The organism is Streptomyces qinglanensis (assembly GCF_900111245.1).
Taxonomy (GTDB): domain Bacteria; phylum Actinomycetota; class Actinomycetes; order Streptomycetales; family Streptomycetaceae; genus Streptomyces; species Streptomyces qinglanensis.
Window position 1 is genome coordinate 121,051 of sequence record NZ_FOGO01000013.1, and the last position, 14,201, is coordinate 135,251.

13 protein-coding genes and 1 pseudogene are annotated in these 14,201 nt (G+C 72.5%); 13 read left to right on the forward strand and 1 reads right to left on the reverse strand.

Features of this window, described 5'->3' with window-relative positions; translation table 11 throughout:
* Positions 1-149 precede the first annotated feature (149 nt).
* From rplS to BMX65_RS24465, 11 genes are all read left to right on the forward strand, one after another.
* Positions 150-500: a 50S ribosomal protein L19 gene (gene rplS, locus BMX65_RS24415; protein ID WP_075002508.1), complete on the forward strand. Its 351-nt coding sequence runs from the start codon at positions 150-152 to the stop codon at positions 498-500.
* Positions 501-544: 44 nt separating this feature from the next.
* Positions 545-1,261: a signal peptidase I gene (lepB, locus tag BMX65_RS24420; RefSeq protein ID WP_075002509.1), complete on the forward strand. Its 717-nt coding sequence runs from the start codon at positions 545-547 to the stop codon at positions 1,259-1,261.
* A gap of 499 nt (positions 1,262-1,760) precedes the next feature.
* A complete protein-coding gene (gene lepB / locus BMX65_RS24425) occupies positions 1,761-2,777 on the forward strand; it encodes a signal peptidase I (RefSeq protein WP_079172060.1) in 1,017 nt (338 codons plus the stop codon).
* Positions 2,671-3,726 carry a signal peptidase I gene (gene lepB, locus BMX65_RS24430; RefSeq protein WP_075002586.1) on the forward strand — a complete coding sequence of 352 codons (1,056 nt, stop codon included), beginning with the start codon at positions 2,671-2,673 and terminating at the stop codon, positions 3,724-3,726. The genes lepB (BMX65_RS24425) and lepB (BMX65_RS24430) overlap by 107 nt, the downstream gene beginning before the upstream one ends.
* Positions 3,727-3,812: 86 nt before the next feature.
* Positions 3,813-4,550 carry a signal peptidase I gene (gene lepB / locus BMX65_RS24435; protein ID WP_075002511.1) on the forward strand — a complete coding sequence of 246 codons (738 nt, stop codon included), beginning with the start codon at positions 3,813-3,815 and terminating at the stop codon, positions 4,548-4,550.
* 39 nt (positions 4,551-4,589) lie between these two features.
* On the forward strand, positions 4,590-4,913 hold the full coding sequence (locus tag BMX65_RS24440; protein ID WP_019355837.1) for a DUF2469 domain-containing protein: 324 nt from the start codon (positions 4,590-4,592) through the stop codon (positions 4,911-4,913).
* A 246-nt stretch (positions 4,914-5,159) separates the two neighbouring features.
* A complete protein-coding gene (locus BMX65_RS24445) occupies positions 5,160-5,675 on the forward strand; it encodes a YraN family protein (RefSeq protein ID WP_079172056.1) in 516 nt (171 codons plus the stop codon).
* Positions 5,675-7,288: a YifB family Mg chelatase-like AAA ATPase gene (locus BMX65_RS24450; RefSeq protein WP_075002512.1), complete on the forward strand. Its 1,614-nt coding sequence runs from the start codon at positions 5,675-5,677 to the stop codon at positions 7,286-7,288. Before BMX65_RS24445 ends, BMX65_RS24450 begins: the two co-directional genes overlap by 1 nt.
* A 239-nt stretch (positions 7,289-7,527) precedes the next feature.
* On the forward strand, positions 7,528-8,868 hold the full coding sequence (gene dprA / locus BMX65_RS24455; RefSeq protein ID WP_420856837.1) for a DNA-processing protein DprA: 1,341 nt from the start codon (positions 7,528-7,530) through the stop codon (positions 8,866-8,868).
* Positions 8,869-9,163: 295 nt separating this feature from the next.
* On the forward strand, positions 9,164-10,018 hold the full coding sequence (gene whiG, locus BMX65_RS24460) for an RNA polymerase sigma factor WhiG (protein ID WP_075002514.1): 855 nt from the start codon (positions 9,164-9,166) through the stop codon (positions 10,016-10,018).
* A 100-nt stretch (positions 10,019-10,118) separates the two neighbouring features.
* Positions 10,119-10,658 (forward strand): TetR/AcrR family transcriptional regulator, encoded by a 540-nt coding sequence (locus tag BMX65_RS24465; RefSeq protein WP_075002588.1) that lies wholly within the window; start codon positions 10,119-10,121, stop codon positions 10,656-10,658.
* A gap of 391 nt (positions 10,659-11,049) precedes the next feature.
* Here BMX65_RS24465 and BMX65_RS31700 read toward each other — a convergent pair.
* A pseudogene (locus BMX65_RS31700) lies at positions 11,050-11,721 on the reverse strand (peptidoglycan DD-metalloendopeptidase family protein); the annotation flags it as partial.
* A 553-nt stretch (positions 11,722-12,274) separates the two neighbouring features.
* Between BMX65_RS31700 and rpsB the strand changes: the two are divergent.
* Positions 12,275-13,183, forward strand: coding sequence for a 30S ribosomal protein S2 (rpsB, locus tag BMX65_RS24475; RefSeq protein WP_075002515.1), 909 nt, complete (start codon positions 12,275-12,277; stop codon positions 13,181-13,183).
* 147 nt (positions 13,184-13,330) lie between these two features.
* The gene (gene tsf / locus BMX65_RS24480) at positions 13,331-14,167 is read left to right on the forward strand and encodes a translation elongation factor Ts (RefSeq protein WP_075002516.1); all 837 of its coding nucleotides are present in this window, start codon (positions 13,331-13,333) and stop codon (positions 14,165-14,167) included.
* Positions 14,168-14,201 lie beyond the last annotated feature (34 nt).

Consider the following 14,201-nt stretch of genomic DNA (forward strand, 5'->3'; position numbering starts at 1 on the left):
CGACCCCGGCCTCCGGCTGGGATCTTCCGCTTCGTCTCCGGCGCGCGACCCTGCCACAGGGGGACCGACGCCCGCCGAGGAAGCGGCCTTCGGACCATCACCACGATTCCGCGGATGACCTGTGGCATCGGCGAAGAAAGCAGACGGACATGTCCCACCTTCTCGACAGTGTCGACTCCGCCTCCCTGCGTACGGACGTACCGGCCTTCCGCCCCGGCGACACGGTCAACGTGCACGTCCGCGTCATCGAGGGCAACCGCTCCCGTGTCCAGCAGTTCAAGGGCGTCTGCATCCGCCGCCAGGGCTCGGGCGTGCGGGAGACCTTCACCGTCCGCAAGGTCAGCTTCAGCGTCGGCGTCGAGCGCACCTTCCCGGTGCACACCCCGATCGTCGAGAAGATCGAGGTCGTGACCCGCGGTGACGTCCGCCGCGCCAAGCTGTACTACCTGCGTGAGCTGCGCGGCAAGGCCGCCAAGATCAAGGAGAAGCGCGCGAGCTGAGCGCGCGTCCTCGGCGCCCGGCGGGCCGGTTAGGCTTCCGCTCGATGGAGACCGAGGAAGAGTACGACACACCGGAGCGCGACCGCTCTTCGGTTCCCGAGCAGGGAACGAAGAGCAGGTCGCGCTCCGTGCGTCTGGGCCTGCTCGCGGTGTCGGTCCTGGGGGCGCTCTTGCTCACAAGTGCATTCATCGTGCAACCTTTTCTGATCCCGAGTTCCTCGATGGATCCGACCCTGCGCGTCGGGGACCGGGTGCTGGTGAACAAGCTGGTCTATCGTTTCGGAGACGGTCCGGGACGCGGGGACGTCGTCGTCTTCGACGGCACCGACTCCTTCTCGGGGGAGGCCGATCCCGACGCGAACCCGGTGATGGCCGCGCTCCGCGAGGCGGGCGCTGCGACCGGGCTGGCGCGGCCCTCCGGGACGGACTACGTGAAGCGGGTGATCGGGGTCGGCGGCGATCGGGTGCGCTGCTGCGACAGGCGGGGGAGGATCGAGGTGAACGGCCGGCCCGTGGACGAGGAGTATCTGCACTCCGGAAACGCCCCCTCCGCCGTGCCCTTCGACATCCGGGTGCCCGAGGGGCGCCTGTGGGTGATGGGGGATTACCGTTCCCGCTCCCGCGACTCCCGCGACCACCTCGGCGAACCCGGCGGCGGCACCGTTCCGGTCGAGCGCGTGATCGGGCGGGCCGACTGGATCGGCTGGCCGCCGAGCCGCATCGGATCGGTACCGTCCGGCGCAGGCAGCGGCCATGACTGATCCCGAGGGCCCCTTGGGCGACGCGGGGTCCGGCGGGCCGGGCGCCGGGGCGCGCGGCCCGGACGGCGCCTACGGCGGTCGTGCCGGTCATGACGCACCCGATCGTCACCGTCCGCACGGCGGGTACGGCAGGGACGGCGCATCCGGCGGGAGAGGGGACCAGTTCCGCGGCCCGGGGCCCGGTCCCGCCGGCGGCGCGCCCCCGCCCGGCGCCGACTACCCGTACACGGAGCCCTACGACTACTCGGGGACCTACGACTACTCGGGGTCCTATGGCTCCGCAGGGCCCGACCGCACCGGGCCCTACGACCGAGCGGAGCCCTGGGGCCGCTCCGAGCCGTTCGGCGGCCCAGGGCCCGCCGCCCCGCCCGGGCCCGCTCTTCCCGGACAGGACGTGTCCGGTGGACCGGCGCCCGGGCCCGGGAATGCCGAGCGCGCCGACGCCGGGCGGGCCGCCGACGGCGCGCTCCGCGGGGAGGCCGCTGCTGCAGCCGAGCCGGTGGATCCGGCGCAGGAGGCGCCGCCGCTGCGCCGCCCCGGGCAGGGCAGGGCCGACCGCAGACGCGCGGCCAAGCGCATCCAGCGCCGCCGCAGGCTCTCCGCGACCAAGGAGCTCCCGATCCTGGTCTGCGTCGCGCTGCTGATCGCGTGGGTGCTCAAGACCTTTCTCGTGCAGGCGTTCGTGATCCCCTCGGGCTCCATGGAGCAGACCATCCGGATCGGGGACCGGGTGCTGGTGGACAAGTTCACGCCGTGGTTCGGTGCCGAGCCGCACCGCGGGGACGTGGTCGTCTTCCAGGACCCGGGCGGCTGGCTGGAGAACGAGAAGAAGGAGCCGGACAACGCACCCGCCGGGATCAAGCAGGGCAAGGAGCTGCTCACGTTCATCGGACTGCTGCCCTCGGACGACGAACAGGATCTGATCAAGCGGGTCGTCGCCGTCGGTGGGGACACGGTGCGCTGCTGCGACAAGCAGGGGCGCGTCACCGTCAACGGCACGCCGCTGAACGAGCCCTATCTTCACCCGGGCAACGAACCCTCCCGGATGAAGTTCACGGTCGAAGTCCCTGCGGGGCGGGTTTTCGTGATGGGCGATCATCGGGCCAACTCCGCCGACTCGCGCTATCACTTGAAGGATCCGAATCGAGGAACGATCGGAGAAGACCGAATCGTTGGTAAAGCTGTCGTCATTGCGTGGCCGTTCGACCACTGGAGGCGGCTCGAGGAGCCGGGAGTGTACGCCTCCGTCCCTGACCCCGGAGGCGGAGCCGTCTCCCTGCAGATGAACCGGGACAATCGGGTGGCGCAACTGCCGTTCTCCGCGGAACTTCCGCTCGTTATGGGAATGGTGGGCCTGTACCGGTGGCGGGACAGGCGAATGCGCGGCGTGAGGAGTGGATGTGGGGGACTTGGCGGTCGGTACGCGGTCCGGTTCCGGGTACCCGGAGGACGGAGGCCCGGGTACGGACGGCAGGACGGGCGACGCAGAACCACCGGCCGTGGAAAGAGGGAGTGACAGCGTGACGGCGGAGACCGACGGGACGGCAGCCCGCTCAGGGGCGGACGGGGACGGTCCGTGGACCCCCGGACCGAAGCCGCAGCACGAGGCACCGGACCCGGACGGGGCGGCCGAGGCGGCGGACCCGGACGGAGAAGCCGGGGAGCCGGACGACAAGAAACCGGCGAAGAAGCAGCGCCCGTTCTGGAAAGAGCTGCCGATGCTCATCGGCATCGCGCTCATCCTCGCCCTGATCATCAAGACATTCCTGGTCCAGGCGTTCTCCATCCCCTCCGACTCGATGCAGGACACGCTCCAGCGCGGTGACCGGGTGCTGGTGGACAAGCTGACGCCGTGGTTCGGAGCGACCCCGGAACGCGGCGAGGTCGTCGTCTTCCACGACCCGGGCGGCTGGCTCCCCGAGGCGCACGTCGAGGAGAACTTCCTGCAGACCGCGCTCAGCTTCATCGGCCTGATGCCCTCGGCCAACGAGAAGGACCTGATCAAGCGGGTCATCGCGGTCGGCGGGGACACGGTGGAGTGCAAGAAGGGCGGAAAGATCCAGGTCAACGGCACGGCGCTGGACGAGTCCTCGTACATCTATCCGGGCAACACCCCGTGCGACGACAAGCCGTTCGGGCCGCTGAAGGTCCCGAAGGGCAAGCTGTGGGTGATGGGCGACCACCGCCAGGACTCCCTCGACTCCCGCTACCACCAGAACCAGCCCGGTGACGGCTTCGTCCCGGAGAAGCAGGTGGTGGGACGGGCCATCGTCAAGGCGTGGCCGATCAACCGCTGGGGCACGCTGCCGGTCCCCGAGACCTTCGACCAGAAGGGCGTGCAGTCGCGCGCGCTGAGCGCGGCGCCGGGTGCGGTCGGGTTCGCGGGCGCCGTCCCGCTGGTGCTCTGGCGGCGACGGCGGGCGCAGTCGCGCGCTGCCGCGCGGTCCGCGCTCCACGAGGGCTGACGGCTTCGAGTACCGCCCGGTAGGGTCAGCGGTCTGCGCCGACACAGGCTGTCGGGTCCGTTGCGCAAGAGCCGGGGAGTGCGGAAGTGAGCAAGGCAGAACGTACCGACGAGGGCCGCGGCCGCCTGGGTGACCGGATCTCCGGAGTGGTTGTGGCCCTCGGGTGCGTGCTCTTCCTCGGCGGCTTCGTCTGGGGTGCCGTGCTCTACAAGCCCTACACGGTGCCCACCGACTCCATGGACCCCACGGTGCAGGCCGGTGCCCGGGTGCTGGCCCAGCGGGTGGACGGCGACGAGGTGCGGCGTGGCGACGTCGTCGTCTTCCAGGACTCGGTGTGGGGCACGGTGCCCATGGTCAAACGGGTGGTGGGCGTCGGCGGGGACAAGGTGGCGTGCTGCGACCGGAAGGGCCGGCTCACCGTCGACGGCCGACCTGTCGACGAGCCCTATCTGCATGCCCGGGGTGACGACTCGCAGCGGGCCTTCGAACCCACCCGCGTGCCCGCGGGAAAGCTCTTCCTGCTGGGGGACAACCGGCAGGCGTCCCTCGACTCCCGGGTGCACCTGGAGGACGCCGACCACGGTGCCGTGCCGCGCTCCGCCGTCCAGGCCCGGGTCGCCGCCATAGCCTGGCCCAGCAGCGCGGCCGGGATGCTCCCGGAGCCGAGCGGCTTCGCCGACATGCCCGGCGGAACCTCCGATCGCGGGCCGCTACCGCTGGCACTGACCGCTGTGCTCGTGGGGGCCGTCCTGGTGCTGGGCGGGGCGGCGTACGGACCGCTCGCGCGGCGCCGAGCGACTTCGGCCCGACGCCGCTCGGGGTGACGCACAATGGGGGGACGCACGGCTGAAGGGGAACATGCCATGAGCGCCGAGGACCTCGAGAAGTACGAGACCGAGATGGAGCTCAAGCTCTACAGGGAGTACAGAGATGTCGTCGGGCTGTTCAAATACGTGATCGAGACCGACCGGCGCTTCTATCTCACCAATGACTACGAGATGCAGGTCCACTCGGTGCAGGGGGAGGTCTTCTTCGAGGTGTCGATGGCCGACGCCTGGGTCTGGGACATGTACAGACCGGCCCGGTTCGTCAAGCAGGTACGGGTCCTGACGTTCAAGGACGTGAACATCGAGGAGCTCAACAAGAGCGAACTCGATCTCCCGGAGGACTCCGGCTTCAAGAGCTGAGCCGCTGCTCCGGCCTGCGGCCCCCGGCCAGGCGATCCCGGCGATACACATCCCACGGCGTCCCCGTGGCCCGCGACCCGGCAACGGGTCCGGCGCCCCGGGGACGCCGTGCTGAGGGCTCGGCTGAAGACTCACTCGTGCAAGTGACGGAGATATCCACAATCACCGGGTTCTCCACAGAAGACGAGCAAGATCACCGAAACTCCTCCGGAGCCGCCACAGTCGGTGTCCGGAGGTGGTGCCGTGATGAACACCGGCGAAACGCACAGCGGAGCTGACACCGCACGTCCCCGTCCCCGGCCCCGGCAGGCAGCCGGGGAACGCCCGGGCGGCCCGAGCACGCGGGGCGGCCCGGACCCCGGGCGGCGCGGTGCCCAGCGAAGGCCCGCCCGCGCGAGGGGCGCCCTGGGACGGTACGGAGAGGACCTGGCGGCGCGCCGGCTGCGCGAGGCGGGCATGGCGGTCCTGGAGCGGAACTGGCGCTGCGCCGAGGGCGAGATCGACATCGTCGCGCGGGACGCCGACGCCGTCGTGATCTGCGAGGTGAAGACCCGCAGGGCGGTGCCGTTCCAGACCCCCATGGGCAGCCTGCCCCCGGCGCGGACAGCCCGGCTGCGGCGACTGGCGGGGCGCTGGCTCAGCGAGCGCTGGATCGCGCGCTACGGCCGCCCGCCCACCGGCGGAGTGCGCATCGACCTCGTCGGCATCGTCCTGCCCGGCCGGGGCGCGCCCGTCGTGGAGCACGTCCGGGGGATCGGCTGATGGCCTTCGCCCGTACCTGCGCGGTCGCCCTCGTGGGAGTCGAGGGTGTGCTGGTCGAGGTCCAGGCCGACCTGGAACCGGGCGTCGCGGCCTTCACCCTGGTGGGGCTGCCCGACAAGAGCCTCACCGAGAGCCGGGACCGGGTCCGGGCCGCGGTGGTGAACTCCGGAGTCCCCTGGCCGCAGAAGAAACTCACCGTCGGCCTCAGCCCCGCCTCGGTGCCCAAGGGCGGCAGCGGCTTCGACATCGCCGTCGCCTGCGCCGTCCTCGCCGCGGCCGAACGCCTCGACCCGCGCCAGACCGCCGAGGTCGTGATGATCGGAGAACTGGGTCTCGACGGCCGGGTGCTCCCGGTCCGCGGAGTCCTCCCCGCTGTGCTGGCCGCCGCCGACGCGGGGTACCGGCAGGTGGTGGTGGCCGAGCAGAACGCGGCGGAGGCCGCGCTGGTCCCCGACGTCTCCGTGCTCGGTGTGCGCAGCCTGCGCCGGCTCATCGCCGTACTGGCCGACGAACCGCTCCCCGAGGAATCCGACGACACCGACGCAGGGCTGCCCGGCGCCGCCCGCGCCGGGCTCACCGGACTCCCCGCGGCGCCGGGACTCACCGGCCTGCTCGGAGAGGAGCGCCCCGTGGACCTCGCCGATGTGGCGGGACAGCACCGTGCCCGGCACGCCCTGGAGATCTCCGCTGCGGGGCGCCACCACCTCTACTTCAAGGGGCCGCCCGGCGCCGGGAAGACGATGCTCGCAGAACGGCTGCCGGGGCTGCTGCCCCCGCTCAGCAGAAAGGAGTCGCTCGAGGTCACCGCCGTGCACTCGGTCGCGGGCGCCCTGCCCGGCGGACAGCCGCTGGTCGCCAGGCCGCCCTACTGCGCCCCGCACCACTCGGCCACCATGGCCGCGCTGGTCGGCGGCGGCTCCGGCCTGCCCCGCCCCGGTGCGGTCTCCCTCGCCCACAACGGGGTGCTCTTTCTGGACGAAGCGGCGGAGTGCGGGGCGCAGGTCCTGGATGCCCTGCGGCAGCCGCTGGAGTCGGGGCATGTCGTGGTGGCGCGTGCTGCCGGGATGATGCGGATGCCGGCTCGCTTCCTGCTGGCGCTGGCCGCCAACCCGTGTCCCTGCGGGCGGCACGGCAGCACCGGTGGCGGGTGCGAGTGCAGGCCCTCCGCGGTGCGCCGCTACCGGGCGCGGCTCTCCGGGCCGCTGCTGGACCGCGTCGACCTGCGGGTCGCGGTGGCGCCGCTGGCCCGCTCCGAGCTGGCCGCGATCGACGGCCGCGCGGAGTCCACCCGCGTGGTGGCGGCCCGGGTCCAGGAGGCCCGGGAACGCGCCGCGGTGCGGTATGCGGAGACACCGTGGCAGACCAACAGCGAGGTCCCCGGGCACGAACTGCGCACCCGCTACCCGGCGGTCCCCGGCGCGCTCGCCGACGCCGAGGACGATCTGGAGCGCGGACTGCTCACCGCGCGTGGCCTCGACCGGGTGCTGCGGGTCGCCTGGACCGTCGCCGACCTCGCGGGACACCCCCGGCCGACCCGCGGCGACGTCCATACCGCCCTGGAGCTGCGGACCGGCATCCGCCGCGGCTCCCCGCCCGCGGAGGTGCCCGTATGAGCGCCGAACATCTGCGCCCCGGGGCCGGGTGCGCCGGTCCGGGGAGCACCCCGCCTCCGGTCGTCCCCGAGCACAGGCAGCCCACCGGGGAGCCGGACCGCCGCGCGGCGCCCCACGGGGCCGCTGCGCGGGGGCCCGAGCCGCCTCGACCGTCCGGGGGTGCCGGGGCGTCCGGCAGAGTCGGGCCGGTCGACGGTGCCGGACGGGCCGATGGCGCCGGGCCGTCCGACGGGGTGGGGATGTCCGGTGCGCCCGGTCAGTCCGGCGGCGCCCGAGCGCCGGAAGGGCCAGGATCGTCCGACGGGGTCCGACGGGCTGATGAGGCCGCGCCGTTCGACGGCCTCTCACGGGCCGTCGGCCCCCGGCCGTCCGACGCCGAGGCCCGACCGGCTGTCGCGGCACCCCGGAGCGCGACCGGGCAGGCGGATCCGGTCCGGCCGGGGCAGGTGCCGGAGGAGCCCGAGCGCCTGGCACGGGCGGCCCTCACCCGCATCGCGGAGCCCGGCGACGAACTCGTCGGAAAGTGGCTGGCCGTGCATGGAGCATGCGCGGTGGTGGCGGCGCTGAGCGGGAGCGGTCCACCGCTCAGCGGCGCGGGAGAGCGGCGATGGGCGGGGCTGAGACTGCGGGCCGCCCGGGCGCGGCCGCACGCGGACCTGGCCGCCATCGCCGCGAGCGGCGGCCGCTTCGTCTGCCCGGAGGACCCCGAGTGGCCCCGCCAACTGGACGACTTGGGGCACGCCCGACCGTTCGGGCTGTGGCTGCGGGGCGAACCCTCCCTCCGGCTGTGGGCGCTGCGCTCGGTGGCCGTCGTCGGTGCCCGCGCGTGTACCGAGTACGGCGCGCACTGCGCCGCCGCGCTCGGTGCGGGGCTCGCCGAACACGGATGGACGGTGGTGTCGGGTGCCGCCTACGGCGTCGACGCCGCTGCCCACCGCGGGGCTCTGGCGGTCCGGGGACCCACCGCGGGGGTTCTGGCCTGCGGAGCCGATGTCGCCTACCCGCCGGGCAACCAGGAGTTGATCCGCGCGGTGGGTGAGCGCGGCCTGCTGATCGCGGAGCTGCCGCCAGGCGACCATCCCACCCGCAGCAGATTCGTGCTGCGGAACCGGGTGATCGCAGCGCTCACCCGGGGAACGGTCGTGGTGGAGGCGGCCCTGCGCAGCGGAGCGCTGGTCACGGCCCGCCGCGCCCTCGGACTGGGGCGGCAACTGATGGGTATGCCCGGTCCGGTCACCTCCGGGCTCTCCCAGGGTGTCCACGAACTCCTGCGCGGCGAGGCCACCGTGGTCACCGACGCCGACGAAGTGATCGAACAGGTGGGAATGGTCGGTGAGCTGGCTCCCGAGCGCCGGGCGCCGTCCGTGCCGAGGGACGCGTTGAGTCCCGGCGCGGCGCGGGTCCTGGAAGCGCTCCCCGGCCGGGGAGCGGCGGAGCTCGCCCGTATCGCGTGTTCTGCCGCTGTCCCGCCGGATGAAGTGCGCGCACGCCTCCACGAACTGCGGGCGCTCGGCTTCGTCGAACGAGACGGCGAGTGCTGGCAGTTGACCGCGTCGGGCAAGGGGCACCCCATCGGGTGATGAGGCGGTCCTTGACCTGGGGCTATCGGGTGAAAGGGTGAGCTGTGCGTCCTCGCCGGGGCGGCGCGGGTCCCGCGGGGCAGGCCACCCCGGCCCCGTGCCCGGTCATCCGCGCCGCGTCCGCCTCCAGCACCGCCGAGCAACCGCGGAAAGGAGCATGCCGGCGCGGAGAAGAATGCGGGACGTCGCTGACCGCGACGCGGCGGTCACGCTACGCTCACATCATCTCGCAGCCACACTCACGCTTTCGCACCGACAGACCACCACTACCCAGCAGAACGGCTCAAGGCGACGTATGCCTCAGCACATCTCCGGGCCCGACCGCACCGCCGCAGCGGCCGCCGCAGCCGCGCGCATCGTGGTCGACGACGATACGCCCAGGACTGCGCCCAGCTCGCTGGATGAACTCTGGCGGTCCTACAAGGCCACAGCGGACAGCGCGCTGCGCGAACAGCTCATCCTGCACTATTCGCCACTGGTCAAATACGTCGCGGGCAGGGTCAGCGTCGGCCTGCCGTCCAATGTCGAGCAGGCAGACTTCGTCTCCTCCGGGGTCTTCGGACTCATCGACGCCATCGAGAAGTTCGACCCCTCCCGCTCCATCAAATTCGAGACCTACGCCATCACCCGCATCCGGGGCGCGATGATCGACGAACTGCGGGCGCTGGACTGGATCCCCCGGTCGGTGCGGCAGAAGGCCCGTGCCGTGGAGCGCGCCTACGCCACCCTCGAGGCCCGGCTCCGGCGCAGCCCCTCCGAGTCGGAGGTCGCCGAGGAGATGGGCATCGAGACGGAGGAACTGCACGGCGTCTTCAGCCAGTTGTCCCTGGCGAACGTGGTGGCTCTGGAAGAACTGCTGCACGTCGGAGGGGACGGCGGCGACCGGCTGAGTCTGGTGGACACGCTGGAGGACACCGCGGCCGACAACCCCGTCGAGGTCGCCGAGGACCGGGAGCTGCGCCGGTTGCTGGCGCGTGCCATCAACACCCTCCCCGAACGGGAGAAGACGGTGGTGACCCTCTACTACTACGAAGGTCTCACCCTCGCCGAGATCGGCCAGGTTCTCGGGGTCACGGAGAGCAGGGTCAGCCAGATCCACACCAAATCGGTTCTGCAGCTCCGCGCCAAACTCGCCGACGCGGGGCGCTGACCCAGCCGGTCGTGCGGGACCCGTGCAACTTTCGACCGTCCCTCCGTAAGCTGGGGGCGTGCCCAGGATTCGAGCGGCCTCCGTGGCCGAGCACCGGACGATGCAGCGCGCGGCCCTGTTGGACGCCGCCAGGTCACTGCTGTCCGAGGGCGGCACGGAAGCCCTGACCTTCCCCGCCCTCGCGCAGCGCACCGGCTTGGCGCGCTCCTCCGTCTATGAGTACTTCCGCTCCCGCGCCGCGGTCGTCGAAGAGCTGTGCGCTGCCGACTTCCCGGTGTGGGCAGCCGAGGTCGAGTCGGCGATGCGGGCCGCACCGACGCCCGAGGGCAAGGTCGAGGCATACGTCCGCAGACAGTTGGCCCTGGTCGGGGACCGTCGTCACCGCGCCGTCGTCGCGATCTCCGCGGGCGAGCTGGACGCCGGGGCCCGCGAGCGGATCCGCGCCGCACACGGGGGGCTGATCTCCATGGTCGTCGAGGCGCTCGGTGAACTCGGCCACGCCCGGCCCCGCCTCGTCGCCGTGCTGCTGCAGGGCGTCGTGGACGCGGGAGTGCGCCGCATCGAGCTCGGGGCCGCCGAGGACCCGGAGCAGATCGCCGAGGCCGCCGTCTCCATGGCACTGAGCGGCGTCCGGGGCTGACAGCGGACAGAGGGTCGGCGTCGAAGGGCGAACGCTCCGCCTCCCGGCATCCGGCCGGCCGGCCACCGCTCGCGGGCCGCGGCGTGGCCCGGGACCTGCCGTCGATCCGCCGGTGCGCCCAGAGCGCGCCCAGTGCCAGAACAGAGGCGCAGATGCTTGCGGCCGGGCCGCCTCCGCCGACCGCAGTCGCCGCCCGCTGCGCCCGGCCCGCTCCGCCGTCCTTCGCTGCCCGCCGCTGCGGCGGCGCACTGTCCTCACCCGGCACCGGCACCCCGCGAACCGGCAGCAGCCGGGAGGGTCCGCCGAGGAGCGCGGCGGGCAGCAGGGAGAGCGGGTCGAGGTAGCGCTTGCCCCGCAGCAGCCCCCAGTGCAGGCAGGCGCGTGGACAGTGAGTGCCGCGCAGGAGCGTGCCCACCCGCTGGCCCGCCCGCACCCGGTCGCCCTTGTGCACGGAGGGCCGCACCGGCTGGTACGTCGTCCGCAGCGGAGGCCGCCCCGAGCCGCCGAGCTCGATGGACACCACCCACTTTCCCGCGACCCGTCCGGCGAACGACACCCGGCCCGCCGCCACCGCGCGCACCGGCTGCCCGGCACCGGACGCGAGGTCGACCCCACGGTGGCCCGCCGCCCACGGTTCGGGCGGCGGGTCCCAGCCGCGCGACACCCGCGGCCGTCGGGCACCGCCTCTTCCCCGGACCGGCCAAGCCCTCCCCGTCACGGGAGGAACCGCTTCCCGGCCCGGGGGATCGCGGTCTCCGGACGCGTGGCTCGGCCCGCTCCCCGCTCCCGCGGCCGCATGGGCGTCTCCGGCCGCGGACAGCTTCACGGCACGGGCCTCCGCAGATGCGGCAGCCGTGCCCGCGCGGGGAAGGCAGCCCAGCCAGACCAGCAGCCCCAGCAGCACGACCGCTCGCGCCACCGCGTGTCCGGCGGCGCGAGCGGCTCTCCGTTGCCGCGGAGCGCGGGAACGGAGAGGCCGGGAACGTGGAGTCCGGGAACGGAGAGTCCGGGAGGTCGGGAGAGCGCGGCGTGAGCCGTCGTCCGGGAAGGTGTGCTGTTCCATGGGAGAACGGTGGCCCGGTGCGCCGTCGCGCGGGGATCATGGCCCGAAGCTGTGGACAACCGACCGGCTGTGGACAGCTCCGTCACCCGGACGAGGGAGATCGGGGCGGCAGGGGAGCGGCTGCGAGGCCGTTCCGCGCTCATCACCCGTGCGAGGGCCTGCGGCCGGGCGGCATTCCGGTTCTTCTGCTCTGGTTCCCCAGCCCTGCGCCGGTCCCCCCGTCGGTCCCCCTCCCCGCACTGGCGCCGCGCCGTTGGCCCCCGCGGAGCTCTCGCGCCCTCCGAGGGTTCTCCCGTGCCCGACGCCCCGGTAGGGCTCCCGGCCCCCGGCGGGCGCGGCGCCCCTCCGCGGTCCCGTACACTGCTGGTGCGGCCCGGGTGACCGGGCTGACTTCGCACGCCCCGCCATCCTCACCCGGTGGCCGCGCATCTCGGTCCCAGGAAGGGTCCCGGACTCCACACCGGAACCCTCCGGGCGGCGCGTCGGGGGCGTCAGGCAAGCGGGGGCGTCCGGCCTCCGCTGACGACAACCGAGTACACCAAGGAGAACGGCCATGGCCGTCGTCACGATGCGGGAGCTGCTGGAGAGCGGCGTCCACTTCGGGCACCAGACCCGCCGCTGGAACCCGAAGATGAAGCGCTTCATCTTCACCGAGCGCAACGGCATCTACATCATCGACCTGCTCCAGTCGCTGTCGTACATCGACCGCGCCTACGAGTTCGTCAAGGAGACCGTCGCCCACGGCGGCTCCATCATGTTCGTCGGCACCAAGAAGCAGGCCCAGGAGGCCATCGCCGAGCAGGCCACCCGCGTGGGCATGCCCTACGTGAACCAGCGCTGGCTCGGCGGCATGCTCACCAACTTCTCGACGGTCTACAAGCGGCTGCAGCGCCTCAAGGAGCTGGAGCAGATCGACTTCGAGGACGTGGCCGCCTCCGGTCTCACCAAGAAGGAGCTGCTGGTCCTCTCCCGCGAGAAGGCCAAGCTGGAGAAGACCCTCGGTGGTATCCGCGAGATGCAGAAGGTGCCCAGCGCCGTCTGGATCGTGGACACCAAGAAGGAGCACATCGCGGTCGGCGAGGCGCGCAAGCTCAACATCCCGGTGGTGGCGATCCTCGACACCAACTGCGACCCCGACGAGGTCGACTACAAGATCCCGGGCAACGACGACGCGATCCGCTCCGTCACCCTGCTGACCCGCGTGATCGCCGACGCCGTGGCCGAGGGCCTCATCGCCCGTTCGTCCGGCGGCTCCGGCGAGGGCAAGGGCGAGAAGGCCGCCGGTGAGCCGCTGGCCGAGTGGGAGCGTGACCTCCTCGAGGGCGAGAAGGCCGCCGAGAAGCCCGCCGAGGCCGAGGCCGAGAAGCCCGCCGAGGCCGAGGCCGAGGCCCAGCCCGCCGCTGAGGCTGCCGAGGCCGCCGAGGGCGAGCAGGCGGCGGCCCCCGCCGAGCAGCAGGGCTGACCCACGGCCCACGTGGATCACGTGGGCCCACAGGTCTGCGGTGGGACGGCGGGGGCCGGGTGCCCCCGCCGTCCAGCCGTGAGCTGAGCCGGTCCCGTGTGACTCCGAACCAACCTCACCGACTTTCCGAGAAGAGATTCACAGACCATGGCGAACTACACCGCCGCCGACGTCAAGAAGCTCCGGGAGCTGACCGGCGCCGGCATGATGGACTGCAAGAAGGCGCTGGACGAGGCCGAGGGCAACGTCGACAAGGCCGTCGAGGTTCTGCGCGTCAAGGGCCAGAAGGGCGTGGCCAAGCGCGAGAGCCGCACCGCCGAGAACGGCGCGGTCATCACCCGCATCGCCGCCGACAGCGCCACCGGCGTGCTGGTCGAGCTCAAGTGCGAGACGGACTTCGTTGCCAAGGGTGAGAAGTTCCTCGCCGCAGCCGAGGCCATCGCCGCGCACATCGAGGCCACCTCCCCGGCCGACATCGACGCGCTGCTCGCCTCCGAGATCGAGTCGGGCAAGACCGTGCAGGCGTACGTCGACGAGGCCAACGCAAGCCTCGGCGAGAAGATCGTGCTGGACCGCTTCGCACAGTTCTCCGGTGCCTTCGTCGGCTCCTACCTGCACCGCACCAGCCCGGACCTGCCCCCGCAGGTCGGTGTGCTGGTCGAGCTGGACGCGGCGAACGAGGAGATCGCCAAGGACGTCGCGCAGCACATCGCCGCCTTCGCCCCGGCGTACCTGACCCGCGAGGACATCCCGGAGGAGACGGTCGCCAACGAGCGCCGCATCGCCGAGGAGACCGCCCGCGAGGAGGGCAAGCCCGAGGCTGCCCTGCCGAAGATCATCGAGGGCCGGGTCAACGGCTTCTTCAAGGAGAACACCCTCCTGGACCAGCCTTTCGCCAAGGACAACAAGAAGTCCGTGCAGAAGGTCCTGGAAGAGGCCGGTGTCTCGCTGAAGCGCTTCGCCCGCTTCCGCGTCGGCGCCTGAGGACCCCCGTTCCCGACGCACCCCGCGGCCGGTT